Annotated in this window: 16 protein-coding genes and 1 pseudogene; 8 read left to right on the forward strand and 9 right to left on the reverse strand. The window is 64.6% G+C overall.

Annotated features, from left to right (window positions below; translation table 11 throughout):
- Positions 1-4: 4 nt before the first annotated feature.
- The 6 genes from AC1D1F_RS08835 (at position 5) to AC1D1F_RS08860 (ending at position 6,145) form a co-directional block, all read left to right on the forward strand.
- Positions 5-1,087: a cell division protein ZipA C-terminal FtsZ-binding domain-containing protein gene (locus AC1D1F_RS08835; RefSeq protein WP_477697031.1), complete on the forward strand. Its 1,083-nt coding sequence runs from the start codon at positions 5-7 to the stop codon at positions 1,085-1,087.
- 35 nt (positions 1,088-1,122) lie between these two features.
- Entirely contained in the window at positions 1,123-3,228 is a 2,106-nt protein-coding gene (gene ligA / locus AC1D1F_RS08840) for an NAD-dependent DNA ligase LigA (protein ID WP_477675383.1), read from the forward strand.
- 169 nt (positions 3,229-3,397) lie between these two features.
- Positions 3,398-3,592 (forward strand): hypothetical protein, encoded by a 195-nt coding sequence (locus tag AC1D1F_RS08845; RefSeq protein ID WP_436154570.1) that lies wholly within the window; start codon positions 3,398-3,400, stop codon positions 3,590-3,592.
- 33 nt (positions 3,593-3,625) lie between these two features.
- Positions 3,626-4,165 (forward strand): peptide deformylase, encoded by a 540-nt coding sequence (gene def / locus AC1D1F_RS08850; protein ID WP_411879299.1) that lies wholly within the window; start codon positions 3,626-3,628, stop codon positions 4,163-4,165.
- A 164-nt stretch (positions 4,166-4,329) separates the two neighbouring features.
- Positions 4,330-5,325, forward strand: a complete 996-nt coding sequence (locus AC1D1F_RS08855) for a cytochrome-c peroxidase (protein ID WP_477675384.1) — start codon at positions 4,330-4,332, stop codon at positions 5,323-5,325.
- A gap of 100 nt (positions 5,326-5,425) precedes the next feature.
- Entirely contained in the window at positions 5,426-6,145 is a 720-nt protein-coding gene (locus AC1D1F_RS08860; RefSeq protein ID WP_477675385.1) for a class I SAM-dependent methyltransferase, read from the forward strand.
- A 12-nt stretch (positions 6,146-6,157) separates the two neighbouring features.
- Here the strand turns inward: AC1D1F_RS08860 and AC1D1F_RS08865 are convergent, their stop codons facing one another.
- Entirely contained in the window at positions 6,158-8,749 is a 2,592-nt protein-coding gene (locus AC1D1F_RS08865) for a [protein-PII] uridylyltransferase (RefSeq protein ID WP_477675386.1), read from the reverse strand.
- Between the two features lie 56 nt (positions 8,750-8,805).
- Positions 8,806-9,648, reverse strand: a complete 843-nt coding sequence (map, locus tag AC1D1F_RS08870; RefSeq protein ID WP_477675387.1) for a type I methionyl aminopeptidase — start codon at positions 9,646-9,648, stop codon at positions 8,806-8,808.
- 525 nt (positions 9,649-10,173) lie between these two features.
- Here map and purL point away from each other — a divergent pair.
- Both purL and AC1D1F_RS08880 read left to right on the forward strand, forming a co-directional pair.
- The gene (gene purL / locus AC1D1F_RS08875; RefSeq protein ID WP_477675388.1) at positions 10,174-14,181 is read left to right on the forward strand and encodes a phosphoribosylformylglycinamidine synthase; all 4,008 of its coding nucleotides are present in this window, start codon (positions 10,174-10,176) and stop codon (positions 14,179-14,181) included.
- A gap of 27 nt (positions 14,182-14,208) precedes the next feature.
- Complete coding sequence (locus tag AC1D1F_RS08880; RefSeq protein ID WP_477675389.1) at positions 14,209-14,751, forward strand: hypothetical protein; 543 nt, start codon at positions 14,209-14,211, stop codon at positions 14,749-14,751.
- A gap of 18 nt (positions 14,752-14,769) precedes the next feature.
- Here AC1D1F_RS08880 and AC1D1F_RS08885 read toward each other — a convergent pair whose 3' ends face one another.
- The 7 genes and pseudogenes from AC1D1F_RS08885 to AC1D1F_RS08915 all read right to left on the reverse strand — a co-directional run bounded on the left by AC1D1F_RS08885 (position 14,770) and on the right by AC1D1F_RS08915 (position 20,004).
- Positions 14,770-15,513 (reverse strand): ABC transporter substrate-binding protein, encoded by a 744-nt coding sequence (locus tag AC1D1F_RS08885; RefSeq protein WP_477675416.1) that lies wholly within the window; start codon positions 15,511-15,513, stop codon positions 14,770-14,772.
- 129 nt (positions 15,514-15,642) lie between these two features.
- Positions 15,643-15,978 (reverse strand): annotated as a pseudogene (locus AC1D1F_RS08890) (hypothetical protein); the annotation flags it as partial.
- A gap of 221 nt (positions 15,979-16,199) precedes the next feature.
- Positions 16,200-16,985 carry a peptidylprolyl isomerase gene (locus AC1D1F_RS08895; RefSeq protein WP_477675390.1) on the reverse strand — a complete coding sequence of 262 codons (786 nt, stop codon included), beginning with the start codon at positions 16,983-16,985 and terminating at the stop codon, positions 16,200-16,202.
- Positions 16,986-17,073: 88 nt separating this feature from the next.
- Entirely contained in the window at positions 17,074-17,367 is a 294-nt protein-coding gene (locus AC1D1F_RS08900) for a BolA family protein (protein ID WP_477675391.1), read from the reverse strand.
- A complete protein-coding gene (locus AC1D1F_RS08905; protein WP_477675392.1) occupies positions 17,364-17,990 on the reverse strand; it encodes a septation protein A in 627 nt (208 codons plus the stop codon). The genes AC1D1F_RS08900 and AC1D1F_RS08905 overlap by 4 nt, the downstream gene beginning before the upstream one ends.
- An 82-nt stretch (positions 17,991-18,072) precedes the next feature.
- Complete coding sequence (gene msrB / locus AC1D1F_RS08910) at positions 18,073-18,486, reverse strand: peptide-methionine (R)-S-oxide reductase MsrB (protein ID WP_477651875.1); 414 nt, start codon at positions 18,484-18,486, stop codon at positions 18,073-18,075.
- Positions 18,487-18,516: 30 nt separating this feature from the next.
- On the reverse strand, positions 18,517-20,004 hold the full coding sequence (locus AC1D1F_RS08915; protein WP_477700699.1) for a protein adenylyltransferase SelO: 1,488 nt from the start codon (positions 20,002-20,004) through the stop codon (positions 18,517-18,519).
- Positions 20,005-20,021 lie beyond the last annotated feature (17 nt).

The raw sequence follows: 20,021 nt of genomic DNA on the forward strand, positions 1-20,021 counted from the left end.
CACAATGAGCACTTTGCAGATCAGTCTGGCAGTGGTGGGCGGGCTGGTGCTGGCCGGCGTTGTGGCGCATAGCGCCTGGTCGTCGCGCCGCAATCTGCCCAAGCGTGCTACGCCGGAGGCCGTACCCATGCCAGAAACGACTATGCCGGTAGACCACTCGACGGCCGAAACTGCAGGCGAGCCGGAGCGCCTGGAGCCCAGCTTCGACGCCGATTCGGGCCTGGCCTCCCTCAATTCACTGACGCGGCTCACCACGCCCGAGCGCAAGCCGGGCCTGGACATCCTGATCGACGCCATGGCGGCCGTTGCCCTGGACGGCGTGGTCTCGGGCGAAGCCGCGCTGGCCGCCATGCCCAGCACGCGCCGCGCCGGCAGCAAGCCCTTTGGCGTCGAAGGCCTTAGCGTGATCACCGGCGAATGGGAATTCCCCACGGCCGGCCATCGCTACAGCGCCTTCCAGTGCGGCGTGCAACTGGCCAACCGCACCGGCGCGCTGAACCAGATCGAATATTCCGAGTTCGTCATGAAGGCCCAGGCTTTTGCCGACGCTGTGGGCGGCGAGCCCGAGTTTCCCGAGATGGTGGACGAGGTCGCGCGCGCCCGCGAACTCGACCAATTCGCCAGCGCCCACGACGCGCAACTGAGTTTCACGCTGCGCGCCGTCAACACCGCCTGGAGCCCCGGCTATGTGCAGCAAAGCGCGGCACGCCTGGGCTTTGTCGCCGGCTCCATTCCCGGCCGCATGGTGCTGCCCGCCAGCCAGCAAGGCCACGCGCCCATCCTGGGCCTGGCCTTCGACACCCAGGCCGCCATGGCCGAAGACCCCGAACAGACGGCCCTGCGTGAACTCACGCTGTCTCTGGACGTGCCGCAGGTGCTGCGCTCCGAGCAGCCCTTCGCCCGCATGTGCGAAGCCGCGCTGGCCCTGGCCGCCAACATGGACGGCGTGATCATCGACGACAACGGCAACCTGATCCGCCCCGAGGCCATGGAAGTCATACACGCCGACCTCGAGCAGCTCTACGACACGCTGGACAGCCGCGATTTGTCGGCGGGTTCGGTGCTGGGACGCCGGCTTTTTTCCTGATTCCCCCGGCCTTGCGCCCCATTTCGAGTGTTTCCATGGCCACCAAAGACCTGTTTGCGCAGCCCGAACCGTCGCCGCAGCCAACTTCCGCCGCGGCGCGTGCCGCTGCCCTGCGTGCAGAGCTGCACCTGCACGCGCACCGCTACTACGTGCTTGACGAGCCCACGATCCCCGATGCCGAATACGACAGGCTGTTCAGGGAGCTGCAGGAACTTGAAGCAGCCCACCCCGAACTGTTGACGCCGGACTCACCGACCCAGCGCGTGGGCGGCAAGCCGCTGGACCAGTTCGCCAGCGTGCGCCACAAGCTGCCCATGCTCAGCATACGCACCGAAACCGACACCGAGGCGACGGGTGCTCAGAACTTCGACACCCGCGTGCGCAAGGAACTGGGCCTGGCCGAGTCAGACCCGCCGGTGGAGTACGTGGCCGAGCTCAAGTTCGACGGCCTGGCCATGAGCTTGCGTTATGAGAACGGCATCCTGGTGCAGGCCGCCACGCGCGGTGACGGCGAGGTCGGCGAGGACGTCACGCAGAACATCCGCACCATCAACCAGATTCCCTTGCGCCTGCCGTCCGATGCGCCGCCCGTGATGGAGGTGCGCGGCGAGGTCTATATGCGCCGCGCCGATTTTGAAGCGCTCAACGAAAAGCAGCGCGAGAAGATCGCGCAAGGCGCGAAGGGCGAAAAAACCTTCGTCAACCCGCGCAACGCGGCGGCCGGCGGCGTGCGCCAGCTGGACCCGGCCTTGGCCGCGCGGCGGCGCTTGAGTTTTTTTGCCTACGGCCTGGGCGAGGTCACGCCGGCGGAAGAGGGCGGCCCGGCTTTCGAGAGCCACCTCCAGTTGCTGATGACGCTGCGCTCCTGGGGTTTTCCGGTGGCAACGCAGACGCAGCTCGCGCAGGGCGCTCCCGAGCTGATCGCTTTCCACCAGGCCATGGGCAAGCAGCGCGACAGCCTGCCTTACGACATCGACGGCGTGGTCTACAAGGTCAACAGCCTGGCGCTGCAAAAGAAGATGGGCTTTGTCTCGCGCGAACCGCGTTGGGCCGTGGCGCACAAATACCCGGCCCAGGAGCAGCTCACCACCGTGCAGGCCATCGAAGTGCAGGTCGGGCGCACCGGCAAGCTCACGCCGGTGGCCAAGCTGGCGCCGGTGTTCGTGGGCGGCGTTACCGTGACCAATGCCACGCTGCATAACGAGGATGAAGCGCGGCGCAAGGACGTGCGTGTGGGCGACACCGTGATCGTGCGCCGCGCGGGCGACGTGATCCCCGAAGTCGTCAGTGTGCTGCTTGAAAAACGCGTGCAGGACGCGCCGCAGTTCAGCATGCCGCGCAAATGCCCGGTCTGCGGCTCGGACGCCGTGCGCGAGGAAGGCGAGGCAGACTACCGCTGCACGGGCGGCCTTTTCTGCGGCGCCCAGCGCAAGGAGGCCATCCTGCATTACGCGCACCGCCGCGCCGTCGAGGTCGAAGGCCTGGGCGACAAACTGGTCGAGCAACTGGTGGACGCCAACATCATCCGCACCTTGCCTGACCTCTACAAGCTGGGTCTCACGGCGTTGGCCGAGCTGGACCGCATGGCCGAAAAATCGGCCAACAACCTGCTCGAAGCGCTCGAAAAATCCAAGCAGACGACCTTGCCGCGCTTCCTGTTCGGCCTGGGCATACGCCACGTCGGCGAAGCCACCGCCAAGGAGCTGGCGCGGCATTTCGGCAAACTCGATGCCATCATGGACGCGACGGAAGAGCAACTGCTGGAGGTCAGCGACGTGGGCCCCATCGTCGCGCAAAGCATTCGCACCTTTTTTGAGCAGCCGCACAACCGCGAGGTGGTCGAGCAGCTGCGCGCCTGCGGCGTCACCTGGGAAGAGGGCGAGCCCGCCGCCCGGGCGCCGCAGCCGCTGTCGGGCAAGACCTTTGTCATCACCGGCACCTTGCCGACCCTGAGCCGCGATGAGGCCAAGGACAGGGTCGAAGCCGCCGGCGGCAAGGTGGCCGGCTCGGTCAGCAAGAAGACCGACTACGTGGTGGCCGGCGAGGAGGCCGGCAGCAAGCTGGTCAAGGCGCAGACGCTGGGTGTGCCCGTGATCGACGAGGCGGCGCTGCTGGTCATGCTGGCCGGGCCGTCAGCATGACGTCCTCCTGGCACCTGCCCATGGTGAGCCAGGGCTGCCGCAGCGCCCGCACCACGGAGTAGCTGTCGCCGGCTTCGGCTTACATGGCGTTACCGGGGTTTGCACACGGGACGTCAGGCCGGACGTCCGCGCCAAGCGTTGAAAAGACCTGTACACACAGGAGCTTTCCATGAATAACAAACGTTTGCCCGCCCTGGTGGCCGCCGCCGGCCTGGCCGCCTTGCTGTCCGGCTGCGTCGTCGCCCCCGTCGGCCCTCCCGTGGCGGTTTACCCGTCCCGCCCCGTTTATGTCGAACCCGCCCCCGTTGTGGTGGTGCCCGCGCCCGGCTATTACCGAGGCTGGGGCTACAGGCGCTGGCATTAAGCCAAAAAGGTTTCGCGCCGCCATAATCGGCGCATGACCATACGCGAAATCCTCAAGATGGGCGACCCCCGGCTGCTGCGTGTCGCCCAGCCCGTCACCGCTTTCGACACCGATGAGCTGCACCTGCTGATCTCGGACATGTTCGACACCATGCGCGCCGTCAACGGCGCGGGCCTGGCGGCGCCGCAAATCGGCGTGGACCTGCAACTGGTGATTTTCGGCACCGACGCGGTCAACCCACGCTATCCCGATGCGCCGCTGGTGCCGCGCACGGTGCTGCTCAACCCTGTGATCAAGCCGCTGGGCCCCGAGGAAGAGGACGGCTGGGAAGGCTGCCTCTCGGTGCCTGGGCTGCGCGGCGTGGTGCCGCGGTATTCACGCATCCACTATGCCGGGTTTGACCAGTACGGCGACGCGATAGAACGCACGGTGGAGGGCTTTCATGCGCGTGTGGTGCAGCATGAATGCGACCATCTGATCGGCACGCTGTACCCCATGCGCATCCGCGACTTCACGCAGTTTGGTTTCACTGAAGTACTCTTTCCCGGGCTGGATGCGTCGGACGACGACTAAAAAGAAGGGCGGCCAGCCGGGGGCGATGGAAAAATATTAAAGAGGCATTCCGATGTATGGCGTAGCGCCGGCCGTTGCGCACCGCCAGAAGAACACTCTGCTTTATGCCCATCTGCGATTGTCAGCAGACGAACGGTCAATGGCTAGCGCCTGAAGGAGAAAGCATGAGTGTGCATTTGTTCAAACTTGCCGTCCTGGCGGCGACGATAGCCGCGGCGACGCAATTGCTTGCGATCGCCCAGGCCACCCGTTCGCCGGAACCCATTCTTCCATTGCCGGACAAAGTGACCGACGTTGATCCGGCCAAAGCGAAACTGGGCGAGAAGCTGTTTGCGGACAAGCGTTTCTCGGGCGATGGCTCGGTATCGTGCCAATCCTGCCATCTTCCGCATGCCGGAGGGGCTGATCCCCGCCGGCACTCCGTCAGCGCATTCGGCAAGGTGCGTGAACTGAACTCGCCAACAATTTTCAATGTGCGCTACAACACGGCAGGGCTCAACTGGACGGGTCGCACCAAGGACCTTGAGGCCCAGATTTCGGGATCGGTCGGCAACGCCGACACCATGGGCCACGACTGGGGCAAGGTGCTCACCATCCTTGCGGCCGACCCCGCCATGGTTTCCGAGTTCAAGGCCATTTATGGCGGTGACGAGCCCGTGACCCAGAAGAATGCCAGCGAGGCCATTGTCAGTTTCGAACGTTCCTTGGTCACGCCCTCGCGCTTCGACGATTGGCTCAAGGGAGACGACAAGGCGATCACCGCGCAGGAAAAAGTCGGCTACGACAAGTTCAAGAGTCAGGGCTGCGTGGGTTGCCACAACGGAATTAATGTGGGTGGCAACACTTTCATGAAGTTCAGCCTGATCGGCGACTACTATGGCGACCGTGCCAGGAAGGGCCGCGGCGCCATGGTCGAGACGGACAAGGGGCGCTTGCTGGTCACCAAAAAAGACGAAGACATGCACGTATTCCGCGTCGCCTCCTTGCGTAACGTCGCCATCACCGCCCCGTATTTTCATGACGGCGCCGTAGAGAGCCTGGATGAGGCCATCCAGTTGATGGGCCGCCATCAACTGGGACGGGAAATCCCGCCAGCCGACCGCAAGGACATCGAAGCATTCCTGAAGAGCCTGACCGGCAAGCAGCTGGAAAAACGCTGAGCCGTCTGCCATTTGATGGGCGCGGCAGGCGTACACTGGCCCCGGTTGAGGGCTATTTCGCCCCGTTTCAGCGTGTTGTCACGCAAGGAAAAATTTCCGGATGTTGCTCGCTCCCGCGTCGGGAGCAGTTCCCATCCCCGGAGCTGCTTCCCCACCGCCTTCGCCGCCTTACCTGCTCAAATATGAAACCGTGAGCGGCAGCGGCGACGACCTGCAGCTGCGTTCGCTGCTGGACCGCCAGCAATTCCACGATCCCCTGGGCGAGGCCGAACGCGAAGGCATCTCTTCGTCGGCATGGCCGATCTTCGGGTTGCTCTGGCCTTCGGGCCGGGTGCTGGCCCATGCCATGCTGACCTTCGAGCTCGAAGGCAAGCGCATCCTTGAACTCGGTTGCGGCCTGGCGCTGGCCAGCCTGGTCGTGCACAGGCGCGGCGGCAACATCACGGCCAGCGACTGCCATCCTCTGGCGGCGGAGTTCCTGCTTGAAAACCTCAAGCTCAACCACCTGCCCGCGATGAAGTACCAGACCGGCAACTGGTCGCGCGCCAATCCGCTGCTGGAGCGTTTTGACCTGATCATCGGCAGCGACGTGCTCTACGACCGCGGCCAGCCCGAGGTGTTATCGCAGTTTATCGAGCTGCATGCGCTGCCGCACACCGAGGTGCTGATCGTCGACCCGGACCGCGGCAACCGCGCCAGTTTCAACCGCAAGATGGATGGGCTGGGCTATTCACGCACCGAGACACGTGTGACCGAATTACCGGCCGGTGGCCACTACAAAGGTCGGCTGCTGCAGTACCTGCGCAAACCGGCCATTTGAAATTTCATTCCATCAGGTATTGAGCGCTTCGAGTAATTCTGTTTCGATCGCGATCTGCGCCTTGTTGTGCTGCAGTTCGGGGCCGTCGATCAAGAACGTGTCTTCCACGCGCTCGCCCAGGGTGCTGACCTTGGCCAGCTGCAGGTTGATGCGGTGGCGCGCCAGCACCCGCGCGATGCGGTAGAGCAGGCCCACGCGGTCGCTGGCCGAGACGCTGAGCAGCCAGCGCTGGGCTTTTTCATCGGGCCGCAGGTCCACGCGCGGCGCGATCGGGAAGCTCTTGACGCGGCGCGACACGCGGCCCTTGCCGGGCGGGGGCAGCGGGCCGGGCTCCTCGATGGTGCGGTCCAGATCGGCCTCTACCATGGCCGCGAGTTCGCGGTAGTGGTCGGCCAGCGTCGGGCTCACGACCTGGAAGGTGTCCAGCGCATAGCCGTTCTGGGCGGTGTGGATCTTGGCGTCCAGGATGCTGAAGCCGGCTTCGTCGAAGTAGCCGCAGATGCGCGCGAACAGGTCGGGCGCGTCGGGCGTGTAGACCAGCACCTGCATGCCTTCGCCGGCCGATGAGCGGCGCGCGCGCACGATGGCCTTGGCCTTGCCGACGTGGCGCGACAGCTGGCGCGCGTGCCAGGCGATGTCGGAGGCCTCATGGCGCATGAAATAGCTGACATCCAGCGTGTCCCACAGTGCCTTGTGCGCCTCGAAGGGTTCGGCGTGCAGGGCCAGGGTGGTCAGGGCCTCGCGCTTGCGGGCCTCGACTTCGGCGTCCGCGTCGGGTGCGCGGCCGCCCAGCACGCGCAGGGTGTAGCGGTACAGGTCCTCGAGCAGCTTGCCTTTCCAGGCGTTCCAGACCTTGGGGCTGGTGCCGCGTATGTCGGCCACCGTCAGCAGGTAGAGCGCGGTGAGGTAGCGCTCGTTGCCCACGCGTTTGGCAAAGGCCGCGATAACCTCCGGGTCGCTAAGGTCTTCTTTCTGGGCGATGCGGCTCATGCTCAGGTGCTCGCCGACCAGGAACTCGATCAGCTTCGCGTCCTCGGCGGCGATGCCGTGCTGGCGGCAGAAGATGTGCACTTCCTTGCAGCCCAGCTCTGAATGGTCGCCGCCGCGGCCCTTGGCGATGTCGTGGAACAGCGCGGCGATGTAGAGGATCCAGGGCTTGTCCCAGCCGCCCGCGAGTTGCGAGCACATCGGGTACTCGTGCGAATGCTCGGCCATAAAGAAGCGCCGCACGTTGCGCAGCACCATCAGGATGTGCTGGTCCACCGTATAGACGTGGAACAGGTCGTGCTGCATCTGCCCGACGATCTTGCGGAAGATCCAGAGGTAGCGGCCCAGCACCGAGGTCTGGTTCATGAGCCGCATGGCATGCGTGATGCCCTCGGGCTGCTGCAGGATGCGGCGGAAGGTGTCGCGGTTGACCGGGTCGCTGCGGAACTTGCTGTTCATCAGGCCGCGGGCGTTGTAGAGCGCGCGCAGGGTGCGCGCCGACAGGCCCTTGATGCCGACGGTGGTTTCATAAACCAAAAAGGTTTCGAGAATCGCGTGCGGCTCGCGCGCATACAGGTCGTCGCTGGCCACCTCCAGCATGCCGGCCTTGTCGCAAAAGCGCTCGTTGATGGGCCGCAGTGGGTAGGTATTGGGGTTCAGCCGCTCCTCGATGTTGAGCAGCAGGATCTGGTTGAGCTGGGTCACGGCCTTGGCGGCCCAGTAATAACGCTTCATGAGCGCCTCGCTGGCGCGGCGCGGCAGCTTGCTGCCGTCGTCGGCCTCGGCCGAATAACCAAAGGACTCGGCTACCGCGGTCTGCAGGTCGAACACCAGGCGGTCTTCGCGTCGGCCCGCGATCAGGTGCAGGCGGGCGCGTATCAGGCTCAGCAGCGCCTCGTTGGCCTTGATCTGCCGCACCTCAAAGGGCGTGGCCAGGCCCTTGCGGGCCAGGTCGTCCCAGGACTTGCCCAGGCCGGCGGCACGTGCCACCCAGAGGATCACCTGCAGGTCGCGCAGGCCGCCCGGCGATTCCTTGCAGTTCGGCTCAAGCGAATAGGGCGTGTTCTCGAACTTGTTATGGCGCTGGCGCAGTTCCAGGGTCTTGGCCACGTAAAAGGCCTGCGGGTCCAGCACGGCGGCCAGGCGTTTTTGCAACTGCTGGAAGTTCTTTTTGGACCCGGCGACCAGGCGCGCTTCCAGCAGCGAGGTCTGCACCGTGACGTCCTTGGAGGCTTCCTCCACGCAGCCGGAAGCGGTCCGCACGCTGGAGCCGATTTCCAGGCCGACATCCCAGCAGGCGCCGATAAAACGCTCGACCTTGGCTTTCAGGGCCGGGTCGGCATCGACGTCAGTGTTGTCCGGCAGCAGCAGCAGCACGTCCACGTCCGAATGGGGAAACAGCTCGCCGCGGCCGAAACCACCGGCGGCGACCAGGCAGGCCGCGGCCGGAAAGCCGGCGCCTTCCCAGAGCGCCTGCAATGTGGCATCGGCGTGGCGGGCGAATTTCTGCAGCAGGCTGTGGATGCCGCGCGAGGACGCGCCGCTGGCCGCCAACGAGGCCAGCAGGGCGGCTTTGCCGGCCTTGTACTGCTCACGCACCGGGCCCAGGCCGTTCAATGTGGCAGGGGCCGTGTCGGAGGACGCGCGCGGTACCGGCACTGGTGGTGCCCCGCTCAGGCGCTGACCGTGGCCTGGAGCTGGCTTTGCTGCGGCACAAAGGCCGGAATCGGCGGGCTGCCGGCGGACAGGGTCAACACCTCGTAGCCGGTCTCGGTCACCAGGATGGTGTGTTCCCACTGGGCGGACAGCGAATGGTCGCGTGTCACGATGCTCCAGCCGTCTTTTTCGGGGCCGTCCTTGATGTCACGCTTGCCGGCGTTGATCATGGGCTCGATGGTGAAGGTCATGCCGGGCACCAGTTCTTCGAGCGTGCCGGGGCGGCCGTAATGCAGCACCTGGGGTTCTTCGTGGAAGTTCTTGCCGATGCCATGGCCGCAGAACTCGCGCACCACCGAAAAACCCTGCTTTTCGGCGAAGGCCTGGATCGCGAAGCCGATGTCGCCCAGCCGCACGCCGGGCTTGACGCGCATGATGCCCTGCCACATGGCTTCATAGGTGATGTTGCACAGGCGCTTGGCGGCGATCGAGGCCTCGCCGACCAGGTACATGCGGCTGTTGTCGCCGTGCCAGCCGTCCTTGGTGATGACCGTCACGTCGATGTTGACGATGTCGCCTTTTTTGAGCGGTTTGTCGTTGGGAATGCCGTGGCAGACCTGGTGGTTAACCGAGGTGCACAGCGATTTGGGGTAGGGCACATAGCCCGGGGGGCCGTAACCCAGCGTGGCGGGGATGGTGCCCTGGACCTGGGTCATGTAGTCGTGGGCCAGGCGGTCGATTTCATTGGTGGTCACGCCCGGTTTCACGAAGGGGGCGAGGTAGTCCAGTACTTCGGAGGCCAGCCTGCCGGCCAGGCGCATGCCTTCAATCCCGTCAGCATCTTTGTAAGTAATACTCATGGCCCCGATTATCCCACCGCTCCCAGGCACATGCATTTTCAGCATGGGGGCAAGGGCTTTTGCATTTTTGGCCCGAATGAAGCGCGAAAGTGCTCGTTCACGATGCCCGGCCGGTCCGCTGGTGCCCCAGTCACTGATAAAATTACGGGTTAACGCGTACCCCGCAAAACCCGGCCCCACCAGGCGCTTGCAGGCGGTGTTAAACCCTAAGAACCTGTTCAATGTCTTTTTGGAATCGCACAAGTACCTTTTCGGGATGGGATGCAAGGCGCGGTGTGCAGCCCATAGCCCAGCTATGGGCAAGCGCCGCAACGCCGCAGACCGCCCGAAAAGGCACTTGCCCGAAGGGTTGGAGTGAAATCGGGCGATTGGACGCCCCGGTTGCTTGCATGGGCATCAGCCCATGCGGCGCATCCGAAGCATCAACTCATCCCGATTGCACTCCAATGCGATCTCCAAAAAGACGTTGAACAGGTTCTAAACAGCCATGAGCTGCCCACTTCCCACTACAAGGCCACCGCTACCGTGACCCTGCACCTGACGACTTTTGAGGGCGAACCCCACGGGATCAGCGCCCTCAGCGACTTCCGCGTCCAGCAACTCCTTCCCCGCCTGCAAGCCATCCACGACAAGATCGTCGGCATCAGCGCCCGCTTTGTGCACCTGGTGGCAACCGAGTCGCCGCCCTCGGAGGCCGCCAAGGCCCAGCTCGCGGCGCTGCTCACTTACGGCGAACCCTGCCCGCCGGCCGAGGGCAAGGCCGGCGATGCCCTGGCCTTTATCGTTTCGCCGCGTTTCGGCACCGTCTCGCCCTGGGCGTCCAAGGCCACAGACATCGCCCACAACTGCGGCCTGGCCGTCAAGCGCGTCGAACGCATCACCGAATACCGCGTCACGCTAAAAACCGGATTTTTCAGCAAAACGGCCCTGAGCGCCGCCCAGCGCGAGCAGGTCGCCGGCCTGTTGCACGACCGCATGACCGAAAGCGTGATGTTCGACCGCGCCGAAGCCGCGGGCCTGTTCACCGAGCTGCAGGGCGCAGCGCTGCAAACGATTGACGTGCTGGCCGGCGGCAAGGCCGCGCTTGAAAAAGCCAACGCCGAGTTCGGCCTGGCGCTGGCCGCCGACGAGATCGACTATCTCGTCAACGCTTTCACCCAACTCAAGCGCAACCCGACCGACGTCGAGCTCATGATGTTCGCCCAGGCCAACAGCGAACATTGCCGCCACAAAATTTTCAACGCCGACTTCACGATTGACGGCGTGCCGCAGGAAAAAAGCCTGTTCGGCATGATCCGCAACACCGAAAAGCTGCACCCCCAGCACACGGTGGTGGCCTATTCGGACAACGCCTCCGTCATGGAAGGCTACAAAACCCAGCGGTTTTATGCCAAACCGGGCTTATCCGGCCAGCAGACCTACAGCGCCACCGACGACGTGCAGATGCATGTGCTCATGAAGGTCGAAACCCACAACCACCCGACGGCGATCTCGCCGTTCCCGGGTGCCTCCACCGGCGCGGGCGGCGAGATTCGCGACGAGGGCGCGACCGGCCGCGGCTCCAAGCCCAAGGCCGGCCTGACCGGTTTCACGGTCTCCAAATTGTTTGACGGCGACTACGGCAAGCCCGAACACATCGCCAGCCCGCTGCAGATCATGACCGAAGGCCCGCTGGGCGGCGCGGCCTTTAACAACGAATTCGGCCGGCCCAATCTGAACGGCTACTTCCGCGAATACGAGCAGACCGTGGGCGGCCAGCGCTGGGGTTACCACAAGCCCATCATGATCGCGGGCGGCGTCGGCACGATTGACGCGGCGCTCACCCAAAAAATCCTGTTCCCGGCCGGTACCCTGCTGATCCAGCTGGGCGGCCCCGGCATGCGCATCGGCATGGGCGGTAGCGCGGCCAGTTCCATGGCCTCGGGCGCCAACGCAGCCCAGCTCGACTTCGACTCGGTGCAGCGCGGCAATCCTGAAATTGAACGCCGGGCCCAGGAAGTCATCAACCAGTGCGCCCAGCTCGGTGCGGCCAACCCCATCCTGGCGATCCACGACGTGGGCGCCGGCGGCTTGTCCAACGCCTTCCCCGAACTCGTGAACGACGCCGGCCGCGGCGCGAAGTTCGACCTGCGCGCCGTGCCGCTGGAGGAAAGCGGCCTCTCGCCCAAGGAAATCTGGAGCAATGAAAGCCAGGAGCGCTACGTGATGGCGATCGCGTCCGAGTCGCTGTCGCAGTTCCAGGCTTTTTGCGAGCGCGAGCGTTGCCCCTTTGCCGTGATCGGCGTGGCGACGGAAGAAAAGCAGTTGATGCTGTCCGACAAGGATGCCGCGGCTCCAGTCGACATGCCGATGAATGTGCTGCTGGGCAAACCGCCCAAGATGCACCGCGACGTGAAAACCGTCAAACACTCGATCAAGCCGATCGACCTGACCGGCGTGGACCTGCAGCAAAGCGCGATCGCCGTGCTGGGCCACCCGACTGTCGCTTCCAAGCGTTTTTTGATCACCATAGGCGACCGCACCGTGAGCGGCCTCACGCACCGCGACCAGATGGTCGGCCCCTGGCAGGTGCCGGTGGCTGACTGCGCCGTCACGCTGGCCGACTACAGCGGTTTTGCCGGCGAGGCCATGAGCATGGGCGAACGCACGCCGCTGGCCACCGTCAACGCGGCAGCCTCCGGCCGCATGGCGGTCGCCGAGGCCATCACCAATTTGCTGGCCGCGCCGATTGAACTGCCGCGCGTCAAGCTGTCCGCCAACTGGATGGCCGCCTGCGGCGAGCCCGGCCAGGACGCCGCGCTGTATGAAACCGTCAAGGCCGTGGGCATGGAGCTGTGCCCGGCGCTGGGCGTGTCGATTCCGGTCGGCAAGGATTCCCTGTCCATGCGCACTGTGTGGAGTGAAGGCGACGCCGGCAAGAAAGTCACCTCGCCGGTCTCGCTGATCGTGAGCGCCTTCGCCACGCTGCCCGACGTGCGCGGCACGCTGACGCCGCAGCTGGACCGCGAAGAGGCCGACAGCACGCTGATCCTGGTCGATCTGGGGAAGGGCAAAAACCGCATGGGCGGCTCCATCCTGGCGCAGACGCTCAACAAGGAAGAGGGCGATGTGCCCGACCTCGACGACCCGAAAGACCTGGTCAATCTGGTGAATGCCATCAATGCGCTGCGCAAAGAGGGCAAGCTCATGGCTTACCACGACCGCAGCGACGGCGGCCTGTTCGCCGCGGTCTGTGAAATGGGTTTTGCCGGCAACGTGGGCGTGTCGCTCAACATCGACATGCTGCTGGTCGAGGGCGACGGCATTTCTGACAGCCGCATGGACACCGGCGACAGCAAGAACTGGGCAAGCCAGGTCGGCGCGCGCCGCGAAGAACTCACGCTCAAGGCGCTGTTCAACGAAGAGCTGGGCGCAGTCATCCAGGTGGCCACCGCCGCGCGCAATGAAGTCATGCAGACCCTGCGCGAGCACGGCCTGTCAAAGTTCAGCCACTTCATCGGCAAGACCCGCCCGCAGCATGCCTCCCTCGAAGTCGGCAAGGGCGAGATCCAGGTCTGGCGCGACACCAAGGCCGTGTTCTCGGCCAGGTTGCAGGACCTGCACCAGGTCTGGGACTCCGTCAGCTGGAAGATCTGCCAGCAACGCGACAACCCCGATTGCGCCAACACCGAGCACGCGGCCGCCGGCAACCCCGCCGACCCGGGCCTGCAAGTACAGCTGACGTTTGATCCGGCCAAGGTGCCGGTAGCTCCCGCGCTCAACCTGTCGGCACGGCCCCGCGTGGCGGTTCTGCGTGAGCAGGGCGTCAACTCGCATGTGGAAATGGCGTATGTGTTCACCGAAGCCGGCTTTGAAGCCTGCGACGTGCACATGACCGACCTGCAGACCGGCCGCGCCAAGCTGGCCGACTTCAAGGGCATCGTGGCCTGCGGCGGCTTCAGCTATGGGGACACCTTGGGCGCCGGCGTAGGCTGGGCGCGCTCGGTCACCTTCAACCCGGTGCTGTCCGAAGAATTCAAGGCTTTCTTTGCGCGCCAGGACACCTTCGGCTTGGGCGTGTGCAACGGCTGCCAGATGTTTGCCGAGCTGGCCGACATCATCCCCGGCGCCGAAGCCTGGCCGCGCTTCACCACCAACCGCAGCGAACGCTTCGAGGCGCGCCTGAGCATGGTCGAAGTGCTGGAATCGCCCAGCATCTTCCTGCAGGGCATGGCCGGCAGCCGCCTGCCGATCGCGGTGGCGCACGGCGAGGGTTATGCCAATTTCGCCTTCCGGGGCGATGCGTCCAAAGCCATTGCCGCAATGCGTTTCACCGATAACCACGGCAAAGCGACGGAAGCCTATCCGGCTAATCCCAACGGCAGCGCCGGCGGCCTGACGGCCGTGACCACGGCCGACGGCCGCTTCACGGCCATGATGCCGCACCCCGAGCGCGTGTTCCGCAACATCCAGAAGAGCTGGACGTCGGGCGACGCCGGCGAACGCAGCCCGTGGATGAGCCTGTGGCATAACGCGCGCAAGTGGGTGGGTTGATCAACTAACGAGAACAGAGGGATGTCCATGAACCGATTGCTCAAGCGCGCCTTCATCGCCGCTTTGTCCGGATTGCTCGCCTGCGGCGCCATGGCCGCCGACATGCGCGTGGCGCTGCCCGAGCGGCCGGCGCTGGTCATTCCGCTTCCCGTGGGCTGGCGGGGCCAGATACGGCGCGCCGCGCCAGAGCTGCCGCCTACCGTTGTCCTGTCGTCCATCACCGAGAAAAACTTCCAGATTATGGTGACGCCCCTCTGGTCGATGCGTGCCGACGCCAAACCGCTGACACCGGACTTCCTGCGCGCGATGGTGGCGGCCGCTGCCGAGAAGGCCAAGCCGCAGGCTGTCGAGGCGGAGCTTCCCGTGCGTGAGCTGTCGGGTCAGGGCCTGTTCGGCGCCTACTTCTCGGCTACCGACAAGGCGCCCAAACCCGGCGAATACCGCAACCTGACACAGGGCATGGTCGCGGTCGGCGAATTGCAGGTGGGCTTTACGATCCTGAGCAACGGCGACGCAGCGGCGGTCAACGGACCCGCGATCCAGATGCTGCAATCCTTGCGGCGGGATTGATTTCCCGGCCTTAGGGACTTAGCGGCCGGGCGGCGCGACAGCCGCCCCTTCGATCCCATGCCGCGCCAAGGCCTGCGCGACAAAACCCGAGGCTTTCATCTCCTCGATAAAAGCCGTCAGGTAGCGTGCACCGGCCTCACGTCCCTTCGGCAAACCCATGGCCTGGTTGATCACCATAAAGCGCCCCGGCAGCAGGCGTACGCCCGACACACGTTTCGCGTCCGCCTCCAGCTGCTGCTTGACGCCGGCCGCGACCTCGATGTTCTGCGCGACCATGACGTCGGTGACCGCCGGCGAGGTCGGGGCCTTGACCAGCTTCGCGGCTTTCAGCTCGCGGCTCAGGTAGAGGTCGTAGGCGCTGCCGTTGCCGACCACGACGCGGTTCGCCGCCTGGTCCACGTCCTCGTTGCGGCGTATCTGCGAATCATTGCGAACCAGGTAGGCGCCCTCAATGATGACGTAAGGCGGTGTCTGCAGCATGTCGGCGCCGCGCACCGGGTCTATCGCGACAAAGGCGATGTCCACCTGCGCATCCCTGACCGCTTCCACCACCTTGCCGGCCGAGGTGAAGGTCACCAGCTCCACCGGCACGCCCAGGCGCCTGCCGAGCTCGTTGGACAGGTCCACCGAGACGCCGCGCGGTGAACCGTCCGGCATGCGAACCGCCAGGATGGGGTTGCCGAAGTTGATGGCAGCCTTGAGCTTGCCGGAAGGCGCCAGTTCGGCGACGGGGGCGGGCGGCGCGGAGGCGCAGCCCAGCAGCGCGAAAGCCGCCAGCCCCAGCACGGCCAGTGCAACAAGCCACCACCACAAGCCGTTCGAGCCGCGCACCTGGCCCGGGGACAGGCCTTCGCTCGCGCCCGGTCCCGCGTCATCGATCACACCCTCCACCGCATCCTTGGCTTCCTTGAGCCCCATGCCCGTCAGGCCGCGCAAGCGCCGTACAGCCTCTATCTTGTTGCCCTGGTCCAGCGCCTCCTGGACCTGCGCGGGCAGGGGTGCGCCCGCGGGCAAGGCCTTGGGTGCGAAGCCCGCGGCCGGCGGTTCGCCGCGCATATAGGCTTCCAGCGCGTCCTTGGTTTCCTTCAGGCCCAGGCCCGTGCCGGCGCGCATCAGCTTGATGGCTTCGACCAGGTTGCCGCGCTGCAGGGCGTCCTGCACAGCTTGCGGGAGAGCGGGGGCGGGAGCGCCGCCGGCAGGGGAGGAAAGAGGATTGGAGTCATTCATATGCGCCTCGACTGTAGGGGGAGCGATGAGGAGAAAGCAAGGCCAGGGCGCTGGCGCATCGGGCCGCCGGAAGAATGTGAGCCATTGGAACGGCCCGCGCCACCTTCGTCAATCGGCAATTCACGCAATCCGCCCCGGTCGAGTGGGCCCCAAGAAAAAAAGCAGCCAAAAAGCTGCTTTTTCCAGAAAGGCAAGGCGGACGGGGGCGCCCGCGGTGCTGCTTACTCGACCTTGGCCTTTTTGCGCAGGTCGGTCTGGAAGGCGGCCAGCTTCTGCTGCTGCATCTGCTGGGCGATCTGCGGCTTGACTTCGTCATACGAGGGCAGCTGCGCCGTGCGGATGTCGTCCACGCGGATGACGTGGTAGCCGAACTCGGTCTTCACCGGGGTGTCGGTGGTCTGGCCCTTGCCCAGCTTGATCAGCGCCTGGGTGAACTCCGGCACGTAGCTGGAGGGGTTGGCCCAGTCGAGGTCGCCACCCTTGGCGCCGGATCCGGGATCCTTGGACTTCTTCTTGGCGATGTCGTCGAACTTGCCGCCTTTTTTCAGGCTGGCGATGATGTCCTTGGCTTCGCTTTCCTTGTCCACCAGGATGTGGCGGGCCTTGTATTCCTTGCCGCCGTTGGCTTCGGCGAACTTGTCGTATTCGGCCTTCATCTCGGCTTCGGTGACAGGGTTGTTCTTCTGGTAGTCGGCGAACAGCTCGCGGATCAGGATGGTCTGGCGCGCCAGTTCCATCTGCACCTTGACGTCGTCGCTGGTCGACAGGCCGCGCTTTTCAGCTTCCTGCATGAAGACCTCGCGCGCGATGACTTCCTCGCGTAGCTGGGACTCCATGTCTGGCGTCACGGGACGGCCCGACTTGGCGACCTGCTGGGCCAGCGAGTCCAGGCGGGTTTTGGGAACGGCCTTGCCGTTGACGATGGCCAGGTTCTGCGCCATCACGCCTTGGGCGCCCAAGGCCAGCAGGCCCGCAACGGCGGTAGCCAGTAAAAATTGTTTCTTCATGATGTCTTGCAGTCCTTTGATGAATGCTTGTTAGTGTCTGGATGATGCCCGGCCTTCGCGGCCGACGTTCCGGGGGCGCCGCCAGGTTTCAGGGTGACTCGATGATCTCGATCGCCAGGGCATGCAGGCCCCCGTCAATGAAATTTTGCAGTGCATCATACACAAGCCGGTGCCGCGCCACCCGGCTTTGGCCGGTAAACAGCGGGCTCGCGATACGGATGCGGAAATGGCTGCCGAAGCCCTCGGCGTTGGCGCCGGCATGGCCGGCATGGGCGGCGCTCTCGTCAATCACTTCCAGCCGCGTGGGCTGCAACCGCGCCTGGAGCTGCCGCTCAATCTCCGCGGTGCGCACGGGCAAGGCGCTGGAAAGGGCGGTGGTCATGGGGTGGTGTCCGCTTGGGCATGCTTGCTCAGGTAGAACGCTTGTCCAAACGCAAATACCAGGAATAAGCCGATGCCGCCGAACAGTTTGAAGTTGACCCAGGTACTTGTGGGAAACGTAAACGCGATCCACAAGTTCAGCAAACCCATGATCGCAAAAAACACAACCCAGCTGTAGTTGACGACCCGCCAGACTGAATCCGGTGCATTCATCTGTGAGCCCATGAGAGCCTGTATGCCGTTTTTCTTGAAAATCAGCTGCCCAAACAACAGGGCGCTGCCTGTGATCCAGTAAAGCAGCGTGGGTTTCCATTTGATGAAACTCTCGCTATGGAAATAAATAGTGGCGGCCCCAAGAACGGTAACCAGCCCACAGCTGACCCACAGCATGGTGTCGACCTTCTTGCCGCGCGCCTTGAGCCAGAGTATTTGCGCCAGCGTGGCGATGATCACCACCACGGTCGCCAGCAGCACGGGCGCTTCAGTGGCGCCCACCACGCCGCCAGACACCATGAAACCCAGCCATTCGGTGGCAGTGGAGGCCGCCCAGTCCTTGTGGCCTTCGGCGTACTTGAACATGCCGAAGAACAGGGCAATCGGCAAAAAGTCGAAAAGAATTTTCATGTGCTGATTATCTGGCCTAAGCGCAGGCCCTTGAGTGGTCCCTGGCCGGGCGCGTGGCCCGGCCCCAATGCATTTTCCCGCTTCAGGCTTTTGATTTGAAGTCCAAAGAGGCGGAATTCATGCAGTAGCGCAGGCCGGTCGGGCTCGGCCCGTCGGGAAACACATGGCCCAGGTGCGCGCCGCAGCTGGCGCACACCGTTTCGGTGCGCAGCATGCCGTGCTTGCGGTCCACGATTTCCTCGATCGCGCCCGGCACCGCCTCCTCGGAAAAGCTGGGCCAGCCGCAACCCGCGTCGAATTTGGTTTCCGACTCGAAGAGCTTGGCGCCGCAGCAGATGCAGTGGTAGCTGCCGTCGGCCCAGACGGCCTCGTATTTGCCGGTATAGGGCCGCTCGGTGGCGGCATGGCGGGTGACTTCAAAGGCGGCCGGCTCGGCGCCTTTTTCGGCCAGCAAGGCTTTCCATTCGGCGTCGGTTTTCTGGATCTTGGCGCTCATGTTTTGTGTCCTGGAATTTTGACTTTGATGTTACGAACTGCAACTGATTTCAATCGATGAAGCCCAGTCCGGCGGGAAACCGGCAAAGCTGTCATGGCCGGGATGTTCTTCACATGGGGACTGCAGCAGGGCAAGCAAGGTATCGACACCCGAAAAGTCTTTTAGTTTCGCGGCGCGTATGGCTTCTTCGCCCAGATGGTTGCGCAGCACGAATTTCGGGTTGTTCCGGTGCATCAGGCCGGCCCGTAGTTCGGGGTCCGCGCCGGCCAGCCGTTCAGAATACTGCAGGGCCCAGGCATTGAAGGATTCGCGGTCGAAAAACAGGTCGCGCACCGGTTCATGGCCGCTTTGCGGCTTGAAGCCGTTCAGGCGCCGCCAGAAGATGCTGTAGTCGGCCTTGTTGGCGGCCAGCAACTTGAAAGTGTCGTCCACCAGGGCCTTGTCTTCGGGCCGCTCGTCCGCCAGGCCCAGCTTGCCGCGCATGCGGGCATACAGGGCCTCGGGGAACAGGGTTTTGTAGGGTTCCAGTGCGGCCAGTGCCAGTTCCTGCTCGCCGATCAGCGGCAGCAGGGCCTGGCCCAGGCAGAACAGGTTCCAGTAAGCCATATTGGGTTGCCGGTTGTAGGCATAGCGGCCCTGGGCATCCGAATGGTTGCAGATGTGGCCGGGGTCGAAGGCGTCCAGGAACTGGAAGGGGCCGTAATCGATGGTCAGCCCCAGGATGCTCATGTTGTCTGTGTTCATCACGCCGTGGCAAAAGCCAACCGCTTGCCACGCCGCCATCAGGTGCGCCGTACGCTCGCTGACGGCCTCCAGCAGCGCCGCATAGGGCTGCGGCGCTTCGCGGCAGGCGGGGTAGAAGCGGTCTATCACGTAGTCGGCGAGCGTCTTGAGCTGGGCGTGCTGGCCGGTGTAGCTGAAATGCTCGAAATGCCCGAAGCGGATAAAGCTGGGCGCGGTGCGGGTCACCACGGCGGCGGTTTCGATTTCCTCGCGCCGCACCGGCGCGTCGGAGCCCGTGACGCACAGCGCCCGCGTGGTCGGGATGCCCAGGCCGTGCATGGCTTCGGAACACAGAAATTCACGGATCGAACTGCGCAGCACGGCCCGGCCGTCGCCCATACGGGAATAGGGGGTCTGGCCCGCGCCTTTGAGCTGGATTTCCCGCGGCCCGAGCGGGGTGTCTATCTCGCCCAGCAGCAGCGCGCGGCCGTCGCCCAACTGACCGGCCCAGACGCCGAACTGGTGGCCGCTGTAGACGCTGGCCAGGGGCCGGGAGTCCGGCAGCATGCGATTGCCCGTGAGGGCCTCCAGCGTGTCCGCTGATTCGAGCCAGCTGTCTTCGAGCCCGAGTTCGCGCGCCAGCGCGCGGCTTTTGCCGACCCAGTAGGGCGAGGGCAGGGGTGTGGGCTGAAGCTCGGTGTAGAAGTCCGGGCCCAGGGCGGCAAAGCTGTTGCGCCAAGCCAGGGTGTCGCCGGTGGCCGCGGTATCGGTCGCTGAAAGGTTTGCGGAGGTCATGGGCAAATTGTCCCCTA

The sequence above is a fragment of the Polaromonas sp. P1_H6 genome (genome assembly GCF_056405195.1).

Bases quoted from the DNA above. Each gene is read 5' to 3' on its own strand.
- AC1D1F_RS08835 (WP_477697031.1), top strand. From the start codon at position 5: ATGAGCACTTTGCAGATCAGTCTGGCAGTGGTGGGCGGGCTGGTGCTG.
- ligA (WP_477675383.1), top strand. From the start codon at position 1,123: ATGGCCACCAAAGACCTGTTTGCGCAGCCCGAACCGTCGCCGCAGCCA.
- AC1D1F_RS08845 (WP_436154570.1), top strand. From the start codon at position 3,398: ATGAATAACAAACGTTTGCCCGCCCTGGTGGCCGCCGCCGGCCTGGCC.
- def (WP_411879299.1), top strand. From the start codon at position 3,626: ATGACCATACGCGAAATCCTCAAGATGGGCGACCCCCGGCTGCTGCGT.
- AC1D1F_RS08855 (WP_477675384.1), top strand. From the start codon at position 4,330: ATGAGTGTGCATTTGTTCAAACTTGCCGTCCTGGCGGCGACGATAGCC.
- AC1D1F_RS08860 (WP_477675385.1), top strand. From the start codon at position 5,426: ATGTTGCTCGCTCCCGCGTCGGGAGCAGTTCCCATCCCCGGAGCTGCT.
- map (WP_477675387.1), bottom strand. From the start codon at position 9,648: ATGAGTATTACTTACAAAGATGCTGACGGGATTGAAGGCATGCGCCTG.
- AC1D1F_RS08880 (WP_477675389.1), top strand. From the start codon at position 14,209: ATGAACCGATTGCTCAAGCGCGCCTTCATCGCCGCTTTGTCCGGATTG.
- AC1D1F_RS08895 (WP_477675390.1), bottom strand. From the start codon at position 16,985: ATGAAGAAACAATTTTTACTGGCTACCGCCGTTGCGGGCCTGCTGGCC.
- AC1D1F_RS08900 (WP_477675391.1), bottom strand. From the start codon at position 17,367: ATGACCACCGCCCTTTCCAGCGCCTTGCCCGTGCGCACCGCGGAGATT.
- AC1D1F_RS08905 (WP_477675392.1), bottom strand. From the start codon at position 17,990: ATGAAAATTCTTTTCGACTTTTTGCCGATTGCCCTGTTCTTCGGCATG.
- msrB (WP_477651875.1), bottom strand. From the start codon at position 18,486: ATGAGCGCCAAGATCCAGAAAACCGACGCCGAATGGAAAGCCTTGCTG.
- AC1D1F_RS08915 (WP_477700699.1), bottom strand. From the start codon at position 20,004: ATGACCTCCGCAAACCTTTCAGCGACCGATACCGCGGCCACCGGCGAC.